This window comes from Mesorhizobium sp. M5C.F.Cr.IN.023.01.1.1 (assembly GCF_003997585.1).
GTDB classification, from domain to species: domain Bacteria; phylum Pseudomonadota; class Alphaproteobacteria; order Rhizobiales; family Rhizobiaceae; genus Mesorhizobium; species Mesorhizobium wenxiniae.
Map to the genome: position 1 here is coordinate 32124 of NZ_RZSU01000010.1, position 17536 is coordinate 49659.

13 protein-coding genes are annotated in these 17536 nt (G+C 62.0%); 5 read left to right on the forward strand and 8 right to left on the reverse strand.

Annotated features, from left to right (window positions below; translation table 11 throughout):
- Positions 1–93: 93 nt before the first annotated feature.
- Complete coding sequence (locus EOA78_RS06460; RefSeq protein ID WP_127314397.1) at positions 94–1152, reverse strand: D-TA family PLP-dependent enzyme; 1059 nt, start codon at positions 1150–1152, stop codon at positions 94–96.
- Positions 1153–1303: 151 nt separating this feature from the next.
- Here EOA78_RS06460 and EOA78_RS06465 point away from each other — a divergent pair, with 151 nt between their 5' ends.
- On the forward strand, positions 1304–1990 hold the full coding sequence (locus EOA78_RS06465) for a D-lyxose/D-mannose family sugar isomerase (protein ID WP_127314398.1): 687 nt from the start codon (positions 1304–1306) through the stop codon (positions 1988–1990).
- On the opposite strand, the gene EOA78_RS36925 is transcribed toward EOA78_RS06465, so the two are convergent.
- The 7 genes from EOA78_RS36925 to EOA78_RS06500 all read right to left on the reverse strand — a co-directional run bounded on the left by EOA78_RS36925 (position 1987) and on the right by EOA78_RS06500 (position 8271).
- Complete coding sequence (locus tag EOA78_RS36925; protein ID WP_189522578.1) at positions 1987–2124, reverse strand: hypothetical protein; 138 nt, start codon at positions 2122–2124, stop codon at positions 1987–1989. The two genes, EOA78_RS06465 and EOA78_RS36925, sit on opposite strands and share 4 nt — an antisense overlap.
- Positions 2125–2281: 157 nt before the next feature.
- Positions 2282–3178, reverse strand: a complete 897-nt coding sequence (locus tag EOA78_RS06475) for an RDD family protein (protein WP_127314400.1) — start codon at positions 3176–3178, stop codon at positions 2282–2284.
- Entirely contained in the window at positions 3165–4196 is a 1032-nt protein-coding gene (locus tag EOA78_RS06480) for a stage II sporulation protein M (protein WP_127314401.1), read from the reverse strand. The genes EOA78_RS06475 and EOA78_RS06480 overlap by 14 nt, the downstream gene beginning before the upstream one ends.
- Entirely contained in the window at positions 4193–5503 is a 1311-nt protein-coding gene (locus tag EOA78_RS06485; protein WP_127314402.1) for a DUF58 domain-containing protein, read from the reverse strand. The genes EOA78_RS06480 and EOA78_RS06485 overlap by 4 nt, the downstream gene beginning before the upstream one ends.
- Entirely contained in the window at positions 5500–6456 is a 957-nt protein-coding gene (locus EOA78_RS06490) for a MoxR family ATPase (protein ID WP_127314403.1), read from the reverse strand. The genes EOA78_RS06485 and EOA78_RS06490 overlap by 4 nt, the downstream gene beginning before the upstream one ends.
- Entirely contained in the window at positions 6443–7648 is a 1206-nt protein-coding gene (locus EOA78_RS06495) for a DUF4350 domain-containing protein (protein ID WP_127314404.1), read from the reverse strand. The genes EOA78_RS06490 and EOA78_RS06495 overlap by 14 nt, the downstream gene beginning before the upstream one ends.
- A complete protein-coding gene (locus EOA78_RS06500) occupies positions 7645–8271 on the reverse strand; it encodes a DUF4129 domain-containing protein (RefSeq protein WP_245477414.1) in 627 nt (208 codons plus the stop codon). Before EOA78_RS06500 ends, EOA78_RS06495 begins: the two co-directional genes overlap by 4 nt.
- Before the next feature lie 153 nt (positions 8272–8424).
- On the opposite strand from EOA78_RS06500, the gene EOA78_RS06505 reads away from it, so the two are divergent.
- From EOA78_RS06505 to EOA78_RS06520, 4 genes are all read left to right on the forward strand, one after another.
- Positions 8425–9228, forward strand: coding sequence for a glycerophosphoryl diester phosphodiesterase membrane domain-containing protein (locus EOA78_RS06505; RefSeq protein WP_127314406.1), 804 nt, complete (start codon positions 8425–8427; stop codon positions 9226–9228).
- 347 nt (positions 9229–9575) lie between these two features.
- Entirely contained in the window at positions 9576–13385 is a 3810-nt protein-coding gene (metH, locus tag EOA78_RS06510; RefSeq protein WP_127314407.1) for a methionine synthase, read from the forward strand.
- A gap of 248 nt (positions 13386–13633) precedes the next feature.
- On the forward strand, positions 13634–14500 hold the full coding sequence (locus EOA78_RS06515) for a class I SAM-dependent methyltransferase (RefSeq protein WP_127314408.1): 867 nt from the start codon (positions 13634–13636) through the stop codon (positions 14498–14500).
- A gap of 352 nt (positions 14501–14852) precedes the next feature.
- On the forward strand, positions 14853–17432 hold the full coding sequence (locus EOA78_RS06520) for an EAL domain-containing protein (protein WP_127314446.1): 2580 nt from the start codon (positions 14853–14855) through the stop codon (positions 17430–17432).
- Positions 17433–17536 lie beyond the last annotated feature (104 nt).

Below are 17536 nucleotides of genomic sequence, written 5' to 3' on the forward strand. Positions count from 1 at the left end.
CTGTACGGCGATGCCCTCGATCCATTGAAGGCTGCACTGGGTCCGCTTGTCCAACTTTGATCAAACGGTCGTTCGGTCCGAACGACGTCGAGCTCACCCCATGCGGCCACGCGCCACCACCGGCAGCGTCTCCAGCACCCGTTCTCCGGCGATCAGGTGGACCTCGTCGAACAGATTGGTGACGACGCAGCAATGGTCGGGCACGATTCGCACGCGGTCGCCGATACGCAGCCTGGCGTCGCCGGAAAGCGTGACGTTGCCGTGCTCTTCGCTGAGGCCGGTGACGGTAGCGCCCGGAATACCCAGCAATTCGCCGAAATCAGGCAGCCCCAGCGTATCGCTGGACAAGGCCTTGCTGCCGGCATCGAGGATGGCCCGTGTCGGCGTCGGATGGCTGACCACCGTCGACAGCACCGTCAACGCGCAATCATCGAGGCTTCCGACGCTTTTGGCGACCTGGTAGCGGTCGAGATAGATGTAGGTGCCCGGGCGGTACTCGGTGACGACGGAAGCCTCGCTCGAGCGCCACATGTCCGGCGTGCCGCCGCTGGAGATGCGCTCGCAGGCAAGGCCGGATGCGGTGAGCGCCTGGCGCGCATCGGCGAGCCACGTCTCGGCCTCGGCAGCGCCGCCTGCTGCCGGATAGGTCATCAGCCCGCCGAAGGCGAGCCCCTTGGCCTTGTCGATCTCTCTGGCCAATGCGACCGCCTCGCTGGCCGACTGGACGCCGCAGCGGCCCATGCCGGTGTCGCATTCCACCAGCACCTGTAGCGGCTGGCCTGGATCGGTGAAGGTGGCGGCGAGCCCGTTAAGCGTTTCCAGGCTGTCTGACGTCACCGACAGCGTCACACGACCGTGCAGCGCCTTGAGGCGCTCCAGCTTCGCCTTGCCCAGAATGTTATAAGGGAGAAAAATGTCGGTGAGGCCGGAATCGGCCATCACCTCGGCTTCACCGATCTTCTGGCAGGTGATGCCGACCGCACCCGCTGCGATCTGCTTCTTTGCCCAGTAAGGCAGTTTGTGGGTCTTGATGTGCGGCCTGAGCTTCAGCCCATGGCGGTCGGCATGGGCCTGCGCTCGCGCTATGTTGGCTTCAGCGCGGGCGGCGTCGATCAGGATCGCCGGTGTATCGAGGTCATCTATGCTGCGCATTGAATGCCACCATCAGGAAACTGGTTGCCGTTATGACCTCGATCGGACCGGATGTCATGAGGCCAGCTCCTGCAGTTTACGTCGACACCGGATCGGCGTTCGGCTATTCGGTTTGGAGATCGCCCAGGCCGACGGGAAGGAAACCACGACCATGAAACGCTCCACCATCAACGACATCATCCGCGACGCCGATGCCTTCATCCGTTCGTTCGGCTACATCATGCCGCCCTTCGCCTATTGGTCGCCGGAAGAGATGAAGACGCGCCGGCAGGATTCGTCGGCCATCTTCTCCTCCCGGCTCGGCTGGGACATCACCGACTACGGCCAGGGCAAGTTTAGCGAACTCGGCCTCTTCCTATTCACCGTTCGCAACGGTCGCTACGAGGACATGAAGAAGGGCATGGGCATGCTCTATGCCGAGAAGATCATGATCTCGCGCAAGGATCAGCTGTCGCCGATGCATCGCCACAACATCAAGGCCGAAGACATCATCAACCGTGGTGGGGGCAAGCTGGTGCTGGAACTGTTCATGCACGATCGCGATGGCGGCATCGATCCGAAGGCCGAGGTATCGGTGCCTGTCGACGGAACCATCCACAGGCTGCCGGCGGGCGGGCTGCTGAAGCTCGATCCAGGCGAGAGCGTGACGCTGCTGCCGGGCGTCTGGCACGCCTTCTGGGCCGAGGGCAAGGATGTGCTGATCGGGGAGGTCTCGACCGTCAATGACGATCTGACCGACAATGTCTTCCGCGAGCCGATCGGCCGCTTTGCAGACATCGACGAGGATGTCGCGCCGCTGCACCTGCTGGTGTCCGACTACGAGAGGTGGGTGGGTTAGGAGCCAGCCTTGCTGCCTTCTAAATTTGCTCGATTGAGGAGCGCGCGGAGTCTGCGCACTTCGGCGATCAGGCGAGGAACATCCTGACGCGCGGCGGCCATGAAATCCTGGTCCGCGACCGTCGCACCGGTCATTTCGATGTCCTCGCCGCGATCCGCCCCTCGGCCGGTCTGGATGAAATTTGACCCGCCGAGGAAGTCCCGGCCCTCGACCCATGATTTCCACGGGCCAGCTTGGGCGCGGCAACTCAGGCTTCCATCTCTTGAAGTTCAAGTTCGGATAGAGATGTGTTCATGGCAGCCTCGTTGGTCCGGCGTTGCTACCGCGCGCGTGCTTGTCGGCCTTGCGGTTGCCGAGCAGCAGCTTCCGCTCGAGATGGGCTCGGAGCTCGCCGTAATACGCCATCAGGAACGGGCGGGCATCATGCGCCTGCGGCGTTGAGCCGATCTTGCGTCCGATCGTTTCAGCCACCGCCCGCAGCGCGAAATAGTCGTCGCGGCGCAGCACTTCCTCCAACTTGTGCAGTTCGGCGATGCCATAGGCATCGAGCTGAGCGTGGCTGAACTGAAAGGCCTTGGCGACCGGATCCTGCCTTGCCGACAGATCCTCCATTAGCGTGCGCTTCGGCGCCTCGACGACCCATGTTCCCGCCAGGAGGTCGCCAATTCGCATGCGGTCGCGATTGAAAAGCGGGAACAGGGCGAACAACAGCGCCCACACCAGTCCGAAGACCGTCGTCAGCGTATCAGCGACGCCGGCCCCGCCGCGCGCCGCGATGATCGACAACGGCAGAAACACCTCGATCTCGCGCATCAGATTGCGGGCGATAACCTGATCGACCGACAGGCCGTCTCCGTTGCGGGACGCCACCCTGATGCCGACAATCCGCTTGCCCGGCGTCGACGCGCGCCGGCCCGCCTCGAAGGCGATGAAATAGACGTTTCGCAGAAAGAAGATAACGATGATCCAGACGATGAAAAGCGGCTGCATTTGACCGGTGCCAAGGCCTCTCACCCCGAACAGCGCGACAATCGTGACCGCGATTGCAGCCGTGGCGATGAACACGACATCGAGCAGGAAAGCGGCAGCCCGTGTGCCGGCGTCGGCCAGCTTTATCTGGAGATCGACACCTTCAGGCGTGATCAGCGAGCGCATTGTCGCCAGGGCGGAGCGTCTAGCGGTCGCCATTCCGCACCACCTGGAAGAGGTAGAAATAGCCGATCCACAGTGCGAGCATACCGCCGCCAATGGCATAGCGCGTGACGTCGCTGGTGATCGTCTGCCTGCCGATGCCCTCGAGCAGTCCGGCAAACAGCAGCATGACCGAAACGCCGACCATCGCTGTCGCCGCGACGCGTCCCGCATGGGCCGCTGCCGTCATGCGGGTCAACTCGCCGGGAAAGGCGATGCGCGTGCCGATGCGCATGCCGGCAGCGCCGGCCAGTGCGATGGCGAACAATTCGGTGGTGCCGTGAATGGCCAGCCAGCCGCCAAGTTCCATGCCAAGCCCCTTTACCCAATAGACTTGGAACAGCGCACCCAGCATGCAGCCGTTGAACAGCATCAGCAGTACCGTCGGCGCGGCGAACGCAAATCCAAGGGCGAAAGCCAGGATTGCGACCTGGACGTTGTGGGTGAAAAGATAGGCCGCAAAGCCTGAGAGAAAGCCATTGTCGCCATCATAAAGCATCCTGCGCAGCAGCTCGGCCGAAGCGTCGGGGCCTCGGCCGGCGGCCAGGCCCGACGGGATGATCGCGTCGAACCAGCTCTTGTCGGACGCTACCAGCCAGGCGCCGGCTCCGATGCCAACAAGCATCAGCGCCACCGACACCAGCGTCTCGCGCCACAAGCCGCGAATGGCACCGGGCCAGTCGTGCAGGAAGAAATCGGCGATGCGCTGCCGCAGCCCGCGACGTGCCCCGTAGAGATAGAAGTAACCTCGCAGCGACAGGGATTCGAGATAGGCGATCAGCGCACTGTCGAGGGATGTCGCTCTGGCCACCGAAAGGGAAGACAATGCCGACCGGTAGAGCAGCGGCAGCGACAGCAGTTCCTCTTCCGATAGCGTCCGCGGCGCGCGTTTCTCGACGCGGTCGAGAAGCGCCTCAAACGCCTTCCAGTCGGCCTCGCGCTCCCGACGGAAGCTGGCCAGCGACTGGCGTACGGCATCGCCGCGTCCAGCATCGCCGGATACCGGCTCAGTCACAACAGATCCTCCCGTTTGAACTGCAGATAGCGCTCGACCAGTGCCGGCCCCAATTTTTGATGGTCGGCTTCGATCACATGTGCACCAAGCAGCCGCAACCGGCCTATGACGACCTGTCTTTCGCGTAACAGCCCGCCGGCAACGACGGCGCGGGCGACATCCTCGCCGGACCGGGACGGCATGTCGGCCAAGCTCTCCAGCTCAACATCCCTGATCATCATGAACAGCACCAGATGCCGCTCGGTGAGCCGGCCGACTGTGCGCAGCATCAATTCCGCGCTGATCGGATCGGCGAAATCCGTGAAGATGATCACCAGCGAGCGTCGGTCGAGCCGCGCCGCAAGCGTGGTCAGCGCCAGGGTGAAATTGGTCTCCTCGTTGGAATAGTCGATCTCCGCCGCCCGCTTCTGGATCATCGCGAAGCTGGCGGAGCCGCGCACTGCGCCGCTGGCGACGCGCGGCCGCGCATCGAAGCTGAACAGGCTGACCATGTCGCCGCCCTTGAGCGCAATGAACGCCGACAGCAGCGCGGCCGCCACCGCTCGGTCCACCTTCGGCACACCGTCGACCGGCTCGCACATCAAGCGTCCGCTGTCGATGGCCAGCACGATGTTGTTGTTCTCCTCGATGCGGAACTCGCGCGCCAGAAGCCTGCCGTGGCGGGCGCTTCGCTTCCAGTCAATCATCCGCCGGCCCATGCCGGGCTGATAGTCCTTCAGCGCCTCAAATTCCCGGCCCAGGCCGGCCCGGCGCTGGGCGTGCCCGTCGGGCAAGGCCTCGCGTTGCAGCAGCGTGATGGCCTGCTCGCGGGCGCTGCGGACATCGGGCAACACAGCCACCTTGCTTTCCATCTGCAGGACGACCTGGTTCCAGACCAGTCCGAACGGCCCGCGCCAGCGCACCCACAGACGATCGAAGCTGGCGATGCCGCGCCGCAGCGCCTGGAACCCAAGGTCGAGCGATCCGCCGTCGCTGGTCGGAGCCAGGGATCCACCTGTTCCGCCCATCGGTGCCAGGCGCTCATCATGGCCGACGCGCGCCTCCAGGGTCGGCGTCCGGCTGGAAAAACGGGCGGCGACATGGACGGTGAATTCCCCGCCGACGCCGACCTGCGGCGGCGCGTGGAGGCTGGCGGTCAGCGATGCCCGCCCGCGTCCTGCCGCGGCGTCCACCGCCAGGAAGGCGAGCAGCACGCAGATCCACAGCAAACCGAGATACCACAGTGACGGCAGCGCCAGCGCGACCAGGAAGGCCGGTACCGCGCCCGCCGCCGCCGTCCAAACCGCTCGGCCGCTCGGATAGATCAACGTGGCGCTTCCGTCTGGTCGACTAGGTCGGATACGATCTGCTCGACCAGCCGGCCATCGATCTGCGCGGCCGGCGACAGGATGACGCGATGGCGCAGCGCCGGCACCGCCAGCGCCTTGACGTCGTCGGGGATCACATATGCGCGCCCGTCCAGCGCCGCTCGCGCCCGTGCCGCCCTGGCCAGCATGGCGCCCGCGCGTGGACTGGCACCAACCTCCAAATCGGCGGTGTCGCGGGTGGCGCGCACCAACGCCGCGATGTAGCCGACGACGTCGTCGACAAGGGTCACGGAGCCGACGGTGGCGAGTGCGCTCTCCAGTGTCTTGCGATCCGCCTGGGCCTTGATGCCGTATTGCGCGATGTCGTGCGAGGCTGAGCCGCCGCCGTGATGGATGATGATGGCCCGTTCCTCCTCGGGGCCGGGATAGCTGACCCGGTGCTTGAACAGGAAGCGGTCGAGCTGTGCCTCGGGCAGGGGGTAGACACCCTGATGCTCGATCGGGTTCTGGGTCGCGACCACCATGAAGTTGCGGCCCAGCGAATGCGTGGTGCCGTCGAAGGTGACCGCATGCTCCTGCATCGCCTCCAGAAGTGCTGCCTGTGTCTTGGGCGGCGTGCGGTTGATCTCGTCGGCAAGCAAAAGGTCGCAGAAGATCGGACCGCGCGTCAGCGTGAACTGTCCGGTCTGGAAATTGTAGATGTTCGATCCGACGATATCGCCGGGCATCAGGTCCGGCGTGAACTGGATGCGTCCGTATGCGACACCCAGAGCCTGCGCGAAGCAGCGTGCGGTCATTGTCTTAGCCGTGCCCGGAGGGCCTTCCAGCAGGATATGCCCGCCGGCGAACAAGGCGGTCAGCATCAGGTCGACCGTGTCGTGCTGCCCGGTGATCGCTTTGGCCACTTCTTCCCTGATCCGTGTCGCCAGGGCCTTCACATCATCGACGTTCACCGAGCCTCCTTGCCGTCCAATCGTGCAGCTGTTTCGCTGCCACGTGCATTTGCGTCAGATTCTTCGCTTCGCCGACGGCCTGCGCCCGCGTGGTGAATCCTCTGGTCTCGTTCTTGTCGCGGGAATCGAGCCAGTGGTCGAGCGCTTCTCCTTGCAATCCCTGCGGTGCTCCCAGCAAAGCGCCGGCGCGCACACGCGCCAGGGCCGCGTAACGGCCTCCCAGTTCCTCGAGCCGCCCGGCGCGCCGCAACAGCATCGCCGTCGTATCCACCAGCGCGCGCTTGCCAAAGGCAATGGCGCGCAATTCGGCGCGCGGTGTGCCGAAACGGCCGAGGCCGTGCAGGAAAGCCAGCGCCGCCGCAGCCAGGATCGTCAGTGTCAGCGCCAGAAATGGCGGTTCGACCAGGAGCTTGGCAAGGTCGTACTTTCGCCCCGCGCCATGCAGCGTGAGATCGAACATGACCTTGCCCTTTTCGGGCTGCAGCAATGCAATCAGGTCGAGCGCGGCTGCCGCCTGGTCCGCGTCCTTAAGAGCGGCGTTGTTGATCAGATCGGGGTCGGTCAGGATGTAAAACGGCTTGCCATCGACTTCGGTGAGCACAGCCTTGTCGTTGCCGGCTGCTATCATTGGATACTCGTCGGCCACCCACTGCAATTCATCGGGGGCGGTAACGAGTCGGCCTTCGATGTCGAGCTCCTGCACCGTGCCTTGGCCGACGCCGATCTTTGCATTGGCGATGCGGCCGAGCCATTGGTTCACCACCGCATCGGGCAATCGCCCGAATTTTATGTTCCATCCTTCGTGCTCCTCCAGCGGCAGGGTCTGCCATTTGGGCAGGACGAAGAGGGTATCCTGGTCCTGCCGAAGTTCGAGAATGTGGTCGAGCGCCGCGGGATCGCTCTCGGGCGAAATGGTGACGATCAGCAGCATGTCGGTGCCGAGATCCTGATCGGTCCGCGCCATGGCTGGCGTCTCGCCGGTGAGCCGCAACCATTCCGCCAGGCCGGCATAGCCGACGCCGCTTTTCGACAACGGCGTGGCGCCGCCATTGCCGGGTTGCCGGAAGTCGGGCGCATAGGTGGACAGCAGGAAGAAACCCGCTGCCGCAAGCAGGCTGGCGAAAATGCCCCAGAACAGCGTTCTTCGATTGAACGGCTCCTGCGCCCCTGGTTCGAGCGTCGCGGCACTCATATCCACGCATCCCGGAAGACGAACCGCTCATAGGCGCCGCGTGCTTGGCGCCAGCCTTCGGCGCCGACTGGCCTGCGCGCGAACAATGCGGCTTCGACGATGCGTGCGATCTCGGAAAACGCCGCACGGGCCTTGGCGGGAACCGAAGCAGCAGCGGCGATGTCGCGCGCCGTGAGCGACGGGCGCAGGAAATCAGGCAGCCGGCCGGCAATATCGGCGACGCTGCGGCGAAGCAGGAGATGAACCGCTTCGTCATAGTCGCCTCGCGCGGCCAGCGCGTCGGCTTCCGACAGCAGGATCTGCGCGGCGCCGGCGTCGGGACGCCATGCTTCTTCCACCTCGGTTTCGCGCCGCGCGCGCTGCCAGGGCAGACGCCAGGCGATACCTTTCATCTCGAGGAAGACCAGGAGCAGGATGATCGCGGCACCTGATATCACCGCCCCCCAGAACAGATAGATCATGTAGGGACCGAGCGACGACAACAGGTCCAGCAGCGGCTTCAGCCAATCAGGTGGCTGGGGTGGCGCATAGGCCGGCAGGTCGAACTGGATCGACCTATCCGAGATCAACTGCTCATGCGCTTTTGCCAGCCATTCGGCTTCCGCTGTGCCTGGCTGTGCCACTGCCAACCCGCTCCCCTGCAACCTGTGGTTCCCCAGCCGACACTGGCAATGCACAACGGCAATTGCAAGTGGACTAGACGCCGACCTCCAATGTTGGCACATTTAATGCGGGGATCACCAGCCGATATGCGGTGATTGAGCGGGGGACGCGTCATGGTTTCAACGACATTGGAACGGCCGGGCAAGTTTCGCATCGGCAGGGTTTTCAACGACAGCTTTGCCGTCATCAGCCGCAACCCGGGTCTGTTGGTCGGACTTGCGGCATTGTTTTCGGGGTTGCCAACTCTTGTTTTTCAACTTTGGGCGTTGAGCCGGCTGGCACCCTTTACCGCCGCGGACCCAGCTGCCTCCTTCGACCCGAGCACTCTCGGCGAACCGAATTTGATGGCGAGCTATTCCGCGATCACGATAGGCTTCGGGCTGGTCTCCTACATCCTGTCGCTGTTGCTCCAGGCATCGCTGGTGCGTGCCACCATCGAGGACTTGAATGGCAAGCAGCCGTCGTTCGGTGACTGCGTCGCGAAAGCAGTTTCCTTTCTCTTGCCGACGTTCGCCATTGCCCTGTTGGTTGGTTTAGGCGTGGTCCTCGGTCTTATGCTTCTTATTGTGCCTGGCATCATGCTGGCGCTGCGTTGGTCGGTCGCGGTGCCGGCGCTGGTGCAGGAGCGGCTCGGCGTGTTCGGCTCGATGGCGCGCAGCCGCGATCTGACCAAGGGAAGCCGCTGGGCGCTGTTCGGCCTTTTCGTTATCCTGATCATTATCGTGATTGCCATCCAGTTGGCGCTCGGCACCGCAACCGCCCTGTTTGGATGGGGGGTGATGGGTGCTGTGGTGGATGCATTGGTGACGAGTGTGACATCAATGGTAATGTCGATCGCCACCGCGGTCTGCTATGTCGAGTTGCGGCAAGTTAGGGAAGGCACCAGCGTCGACGAACTGGCGGAGATCTTCTCCTGACGCGAGAGGTCGCTCCCGCCCTACCACATCATGAACGAAACGACGTCCGCGTCGGAGACCTTGCCTGCCATCACATCGGCGATCGCCTGATCGACGATGGCCGCGCCCTCTCTCGCGGATGTCCACAATGGTTACCCGGTGCTGCTGTCGGAAATGACCCCGACGAGCCGCGCGACCTGTTCGGGATGCTGCTCAGGGCGGCATCGGCGAAGACTGCGCAGCCGGCGTTGTAGCGCCGGCGGGTAGCATTCCCGGCGGCAGGGGTGACAGAGGCAGACAAATCTCGTATACTGACATAAAGATGTCTTTATGTCGCTAAAGCGCGACTGTCGCCTTGAGGATTGAAAGTGTCGCAAAACCCTTCATCGCTCGACGACCTGTTCGGTCCTGTCGCGGCAAAGCCCGACGGCTCGGAAGTGCTTGCGGCGCTGACGGCGGCGGCGCACGAACGTATCCTCATCCTCGACGGTGCCATGGGCACGCAGATCCAGGGCCTGGGTTTCGACGAGAACCATTTCCGTGGCGAAAAATTTGCGGATTGCGCCTGCCATCAGCAGGGCAATAACGACCTGCTGATTCTGACGCAGCCCAAGGCGATCGAGGAGATTCACTACCAATACGCCGTCGCCGGGGCAGACATCCTTGAAACCAACACCTTCTCCTCGACCTCCATCGCCCAAACGGATTACGGCATGGAGGACGCGGTCTATGCGCTGAACCGCGACGGTGCGCGGCTGGTGCGCAGGGCAGCCGTGAGGGCTGAGCAGGAGGACGGCAAGCGTCGTTTCGTTGCCGGTGCGCTGGGGCCGACCAACCGCACCGCCTCGATGTCGCCGGATGTCAACAATCCCGGCTACCGGGCCGTGACGTTCGACGAACTGCGCCTTGCCTATGGCGAGCAGCTGCGCGGTCTCATCGACGGCGGCGCCGACATCATCCTGATCGAGACCATCTTCGATACGCTGAACGCCAAGGCGGCGATCTTCGCTTGCAACGAAATCTTCATCGAGAAGGACGTGCGTCTGCCGATCATGATCTCTGGCACGATCACCGACCTGTCCGGCCGCACGCTGTCCGGCCAGACGCCGACGGCTTTCTGGCATTCGGTTCGTCACGCCAACCCATTCACGATAGGCCTCAATTGCGCGCTGGGCGCCAAAGCCATGCGCGCGCATCTCGACGAGATTTCCGGTGTCGCCGACACTTTTACCTGCGCCTATCCGAATGCCGGCCTGCCCAATGAATTCGGCCGTTATGACGAAAGCCCGGAGTTCATGGCCGCGCAGATCGAGGAGTTCGCGCGCGACGGCCTGGTCAATATCGTTGGCGGCTGCTGCGGCTCGACGCCGGACCACATCCGCGCCATCGCACAGGCGGTGAAGAAATATCCGCCGCGCGCCGTTCCCGCCATCGAACCGAAGATGCGCCTTTGCGGGCTCGAGCCATTTACGCTGACCGACGAGATTCCCTTCGTCAATGTCGGCGAGCGAACCAATGTCACCGGCTCGGCCAGGTTCAGGAAGCTGATTACGGCGGGCGACTATGCCGCCGCGCTCGAAGTCGCCCGCGACCAGGTCGCCAATGGCGCGCAGATCATCGACATCAACATGGACGAAGGCCTGATCGATTCGAAAAAGGCGATGGTCGAATATCTCAACCTGATCGCCGCCGAGCCGGATATCGCCCGCGTTCCCGTGATGATCGACAGCTCCAAATGGGAGATCATCGAAGCCGGCCTGAAATGCGTGCAAGGCAAGCCGCTGGTGAACTCCATTTCCATGAAGGAAGGCGAAGCGGCCTTTCTGCACCATGCGAAGCTCGTCCGCGCGTACGGCGCGGCGGTGATCGTCATGGCCTTCGACGAGGATGGCCAGGCCGACACCCAGGCGCGCAAGGTCGAAATCTGCACCCGCGCCTATAAGCTGCTGACCGAGCAGGCCGGATTCCCGCCCGAGGACATCGTTTTCGACCCGAACATCTTTGCCATCGCCACCGGCATCGACGAGCACAACAATTACGGCGTCGACTTCATCGAAGCCGCCAGGCAGATCACCGCGACGCTTCCCCGTGTCCACATATCGGGTGGCGTGTCGAACCTCTCCTTCTCGTTTCGCGGCAACGAGCCGGTGCGCGAAGCCATGCACGCCGTGTTCCTCTACCATGCCATCCAGGCGGGCATGGACATGGGCATCGTCAACGCCGGGCAGCTTGCCGTTTACGACGCGATCGATCCGGAACTGCGCGAAGCCTGCGAGGATGTCGTCAACAACCGTCAGCCGAAGGGCGGCGGCACGGCGACCGAACGCATGCTGGAACTTGCCGAACGCTTCAAGGGCACGGCCGGCAAGGAGGCGCAGGAACGCGATCTCGCCTGGCGCGACTGGCCGGTCGAGCAGCGCATTTCGCACGCACTGGTCAACGGCATCACCGAATTCATCGACCAGGACACGGACGAAGCACGACGTGCCGCCGAGCGGCCGCTGCATGTCATCGAAGGTCCTTTGATGGCAGGAATGAATGTCGTCGGCGACCTGTTCGGCGCAGGAAAAATGTTCCTGCCGCAAGTGGTGAAATCCGCCCGCGTCATGAAGCAGGCCGTTGCCGGCCTGCTTCCGCACATGGAGGCGGAGAAGCTGGCGAACGCCGCCAATGGCGTCGACACCGGCGAGCGCCAGACCGCCGGAAAAATCCTGATGGCGACGGTGAAGGGCGATGTCCACGATATCGGCAAGAACATCGTCGGAGTGGTTCTGGCCTGCAACAATTACGAGATCATCGACCTCGGCGTCATGGTGCCGGCGGCGAAGATCCTGCAGACGGCGCGCGAGCAGCAGGTCGACATCATCGGCCTATCCGGCCTGATCACGCCTTCGCTCGACGAGATGGCGCATATGGCCGCCGAGATGGAGCGCGAAGGTTTTGACATTCCGCTGTTGATCGGCGGCGCGACGACCAGCCGCGTGCATACGGCGGTAAAGATTCATCCGCGCTATATCAGGGGCCAGACGGTCTACGTCACCGATGCCAGCCGCGCGGTCGGCGTGGTGTCGGCACTGCTGTCGAACGAGACCAAGGGCGGCTATGTCGACAATGTTCGTGCCGAATACAAGAAGGTTGCCGATGCGCACGCGCGCAGCGAAGCCGACAAGCAGCGCCTGCCGCTCGTCAAGGCGCGTGCCAACGCCCACAGGATCGACTGGTCGGCCTACGCGCCGCCGAAGCCGTCCTTCCTCGGCGTGAAAGTCTTCGAAGGCTGGGATCTGGCCGAGCTCGCGCGCTATATCGACTGGACGCCGTTCTTCCAGACCTGGGAGCTGAAGGGGCGTTACCCGAAAATCCTCGACGACGAGGCGCAAGGACCGGCGGCACGCCAGCTCTTCGAGGACGCCCAGGCGATGCTGGCGAAGATCATCGCGGAAAAATGGTTCGCGCCGAAGGGCGTCATCGGCTTCTGGCCGGCCAACGCTGTCGGCGACGACATCAGGCTGTTCACCGACAACGTGCGATCGCAGGAACTGGCGACCTTCTTCACGCTGCGCCAGCAGCTGACCAAGCGCGACGGCAAGGCGAATGTCGCACTCTCGGATTTCGTCGCGCCTTTTGACAGCGGCAAGGCCGACTATCTCGGCGGCTTCATCGTCACCGCCGGCATCGAGGAAGCGGCAATCGCCGAGCGTTTCGAGCGGGCGAACGACGACTACTCGTCGATCATGGTCAAGGCGCTGGCCGACCGTTTCGCCGAAGCCTTCGCCGAGCGCCTGCACGAACGCGTGCGCAAGGAATTCTGGGCCTATGCCCCGGATGAGGATCTGGCGCCGGACGAGCTGATCGGCGAACCCTATCGCGGCATCCGCCCGGCGCCCGGCTATCCGGCGCAGCCCGATCACACCGAGAAAGCGACGCTGTTTCGCCTGCTCGACGGCGAGCGCAATGCCGGCGTCAGCCTGACCGAAAGTTTTGCGATGTGGCCGGGCTCGTCGGTGTCCGGCATCTACCTGTCGCATCCCGAAAGCTATTATTTCGGCGTGGCCAAGGTCGAACGCGACCAGGTCGAGGATTACGCGCGCCGCAAGCGCATGCCGCTCGCCGAGGTCGAACGCTGGCTCGGCCCGATCCTCAACTATGTGCCGGCAAAGGGACTTGACGCGGCCGCGTGAAATCGTGCCGCGAGACCGATAGGCGAAAAGCCGGCGCCTCAATGACAGCAGCCCTTGCCCTGATTGCACGTTCGTTCTGCACGGATGCCTGATTGGCACGTCCGCTTTGGCCGGCGCGGTAATGAGCCTGGCCTGCAGCGGCAATGGTGCACCGGCCCGCCTTGGATTGACGCGCGATCCTTAAGCTGCAAAGTATATTAACGTTCTGTTTACCAAATATTAGTCTCGGCAGGGACTGGGGGGGCAATTTGGAACCGTTTCTGGGTGCGAACCGCCTTAATTGGGATGATCGGGCCGAACTGCATTCGACCGACACAACGGGCAGCTACCACATAGAAAAGGTGCTGGCAGGCGGATCCAATCTCTATGAGTTGGAAACGCGCGAGGTCGGTGACATTCTCGGCAAAGATATCGTCCATCTGCAATGTCATATCGGGCTCGACACAATCAGCTTGAAGAATCTGGGCGCGGGCAGCGTGACCGGCCTCGACTTTTCACCGACAGCGATCGCAGCGGCGCGGGATTTCGCTGCAAAGGCAGGGACTAATGTGCGCTTCGTGGAGGCGCCACTGTTCGAGGCAGTCGAGGCGCTCGGCCGAACCTTTGACATCGCGTACGTTACCTGGGGTTCGGTAAACTGGCTGGACGACGTGTTCCGCTGGGCGCGGGTGGTTGCCGATCTGCTGCGCCCCGGCGGCCGGCTCTATCTGGCCGAGGGCCATCCATTGATGTTCCAGTGTGACCGCAAGGCTGCGGCGCTGGAGTTCAAGCATGACTGGCGAACGCCAATAGCTCGACCACTCGCATGGAACGAGGAACTCACCTATACCGGCGACGACCGCATCTTGAAGCATCCTCGCTACTATGAGTGGATTCATCCGGTCAGTGACGTGGTGAACGCGCTGATTTCAGCTGGGCTGACGCTTGATTTTCTCAATGAGCATGACACGGTTTCGTGGCAGCACTTTTCATTTGCCGTGAGGGCCGGCAAGGATATGTACGGCTTGCCAGAGAACTCCCCCAAGATCCCGATGGCCTATTCCATTGGCGCGACCAAGCGTAGCGTCGGCAAGATACCATACCTTGTTACCCCCAAGACGATTGAGGGCCACTAATCCTGCTCTTATTCCAGTTTTTGCATTGTCCTCTCGTCGATCTGATGCCGGAAAAGTGAGCACGGTTATCCCTCCACGAGGGCAACCCAAGCACCTTCAGCGACTGCAGGCAATTCTAAGGTGCCAGCGTGCCGCAGGTCTGTTCCAACCACTCCGGCGGCACCGGGCGATCGGAAGTGCAAAAATTTTAGGACCCGTGAAGGTCAAAATTAAATATTGATAGCTAATATTCCTTGGTCGGGTTGTCCGAGAACCTGAATAGCAGCTGAGGAATCGCCTATTGGCTCTTTTCCGCGCTAGGTTCGGCGGTATTAAGAAGGCTGTTTTTTCGTCGGCAAATATCCCGGCGGCAATGGCGGTGATAGTTATTGCCGTTGGCGCAGCGTTCGCGGACCACCAGAACAAAATCGTCTCGGATCAAGCCGCCCGTGCGGATGTCCTGGCCAAAGTCAATCTTATCCGCGCGAAGCTTGAAGGTAACATCAACGGAAACCTTCAACTGGTGCAGGGACTGGTCGCGGCGGTCGTGACTGAGCCCTATATGGGACAGCAACGCTTCGCCTCGCTCGCGAGCAGCCTGTTTCGCGGGGGCTCGCAATTGAAAAATATTGCCGGCGCGCCCGATCTGGTCATTTCCCTGATGTACCCGATGGAGGGCAACGAGAAGGCGATAGGCCTCGATTACCGCAAGGACGAGCGGCAGCGTGTCGCCGCGCTAAGGGCGCGAGACGAGCGCGAGCTCATTCTTGCCGGGCCCGTCGACTTGAGGCAGGGAGGGCAAGGCTTCGTCGGTCGTATTCCGGTTTTTGTACGGAGTGCGGGCAACACCGAAAGGTTCTGGGGCATCATTTCGGCCGTTGTCGACGTTCAGCTCCTTTATAAGGCGAGCGGCCTGCTTGACGATGATCTCGGGATTGACATAGCGCTGATCGGTAAGGACGCTCTCGGTCCAAGTGGAGATCAATTCTTCGGCCATGAGGGCGTCGCCAAAAGCAATCCGGTGACAGCCGACGTTCTGCTCCCGTCCGGTTCGTGGCGGATCGCAGCCATTCCCAAAAACGGCTGGCCTTCGACGCCCGACAACGCGTGGTCCTTGCGCGCAATCATGGCGGTGGCTGGGGCGTTGGTTGTGATCCCATTCCTGGTTGCGGGTCGCCTGATTGGCGAGAGACAGCGCAACTATGCGGAACTGAGTCGATTGTCGAGACGCCTGGAACTCGCTCTGGAAGCGTCAGCTATTGGCGTTTGGGAACACGATCTCGCGACCAACGAACTTACGTGGGACGACCGCGTCAATGAAATATACGGCAAACCGACTGGGGAGCACCGCGGCTACCTGGACTGGGCGGGAGCAATTCACCCGGATGATTTGGCTGGCGCCCACGCCGATTTCGACAGCGCGATGGCCGTCGGCGGGCCATATTTGTCGGAGTACCGGATCATTCGGCCGGATGGCGAGATTCGCCATGTCCGATCCAAAGCGATAATTTACCGCGTCGCAAACGACACCCCAAAAATGATTGGTGCCGAATGGGATGTGACAGCCGATGTCCTGCTGAACAAGGACCTGGTTCGCGCAAAACAGCTTTCCGAGTCGAAAAATGCAGAACTCGAGTCGGCCAAGGCGCGCATAGAGCACATTGCGCTCCACGATTCGTTGACCGGTTTGCCCAACCGGCGTTACCTCGACCAAGTGCTGGAAGATTACGCAGCAAACGCCAGGCGCGACGGCGGGTATGCGGCACTGCTTCACATAGATCTGGATCGGTTCAAGCACATCAACGATACGCTTGGCCACGCCGCAGGCGACGCAATGCTTGTTCACGCGTCAACTGTCCTCCGATCCAAGGTCGATGGTGAGGGATTCGTCGCTCGGATCGGAGGAGACGAATTCATCGTCCTGTGCGTGGTGCATGACGATGTCAAGCAACTGGCGCTGCTCGCTGACCGGGTCATCAGCCAGATGCGCGAACCCGTCTACTATCAGGGCCATCGATGCCGTTTTGGCGTGAGCGTGGGAATTGCAGTCGACAACGGAAAAGATGTCGAAGCCAAACACCTGCTGGTCAACGCTGACATCGCACTTTACCGAGCAAAGAGGCGTGGGCGCAATCGATACGAATTCTTCACCGAGGCGATGCAAAGCGAAATCGTCGACACGAAACGGATTGCCGACGAAATTCTCGGCGGCCTTGAGCGCAACGAGTTCATTCCCTTCTACCAGCCGCAATTTGACGCAAAAACGCTCGAAATTGTTGGGGTTGAGGCGCTGGCGCGATGGAGACATCCGGAGAAGGGTATTTTGGCGCCCGATGTATTCCTAAGGATTGCGGAAGAACTGAATGTCGTCTCGATCATCGATCGAACCATATTACAGCAATCGCTTTTGGATTTCGAAGGGTGGTCTGCTGCGAATCTTCACATTCCGCGGGTGTCAGTCAACGTTTCGGCGCGCCGCCTTCAAGATGAGGAACTCATAAAGAGTCTTAGGAAGCTGAATATCAAGAAAGGAACGATTTCGTTCGAACTCGTTGAGTCAATTTTCCTTGACGAAAATGATGATTTTGTTACCTGGAATCTTGAGCAGATAAAAGAGCTCGGCATTGACGTAGAAATAGACGATTTCGGTACGGGCTATGCCTCAATAGTCAGCTTGCTCAAGCTGCAGCCTCGCCGGCTGAAGATAGATCGCCAGCTGGTCATCCCAATTGTCAAATCGCCGCAACGAAGGCAGGTCGTCTCGTCGATCATTGAAATCGGCAAATCCCTGGGTATTGAGGTCGTAGCGGAGGGTGTCGAGACGATGGAGCATGCACAGACACTCAAGAGCTTGGGCTGCGACATACTGCAGGGTTATGCCTTCGGGCAGGCGTTGGATTCCGACGGACTAAAGGCCTTTGTTCGATCTCGGCGTCTGCGCACGGCCAGCTGACTGTTGACGTCCGCCTCAAGGCCTCCGGCAGGGGAGCCGATCTGCACACACACGACGAGGCTTGTACGGCAGCGGTGTATGACTGGCTTGGTGCGTGAATATGT

Coding starts and splice junctions, on each gene's coding strand:
- EOA78_RS06460 (WP_127314397.1), bottom strand. CDS start 1,152: ATGCGCAGCATAGATGACCTCGATACACCGGCGATCCTGATCGACGCC.
- EOA78_RS06465 (WP_127314398.1), top strand. CDS start 1,304: ATGAAACGCTCCACCATCAACGACATCATCCGCGACGCCGATGCCTTC.
- EOA78_RS36925 (WP_189522578.1), bottom strand. CDS start 2,124: ATGACCGGTGCGACGGTCGCGGACCAGGATTTCATGGCCGCCGCGCGT.
- EOA78_RS06475 (WP_127314400.1), bottom strand. CDS start 3,178: ATGGCGACCGCTAGACGCTCCGCCCTGGCGACAATGCGCTCGCTGATC.
- EOA78_RS06495 (WP_127314404.1), bottom strand. CDS start 7,648: ATGAGTGCCGCGACGCTCGAACCAGGGGCGCAGGAGCCGTTCAATCGA.
- EOA78_RS06505 (WP_127314406.1), top strand. CDS start 8,425: ATGGTTTCAACGACATTGGAACGGCCGGGCAAGTTTCGCATCGGCAGG.
- EOA78_RS06520 (WP_127314446.1), top strand. CDS start 14,853: ATGGCGGTGATAGTTATTGCCGTTGGCGCAGCGTTCGCGGACCACCAG.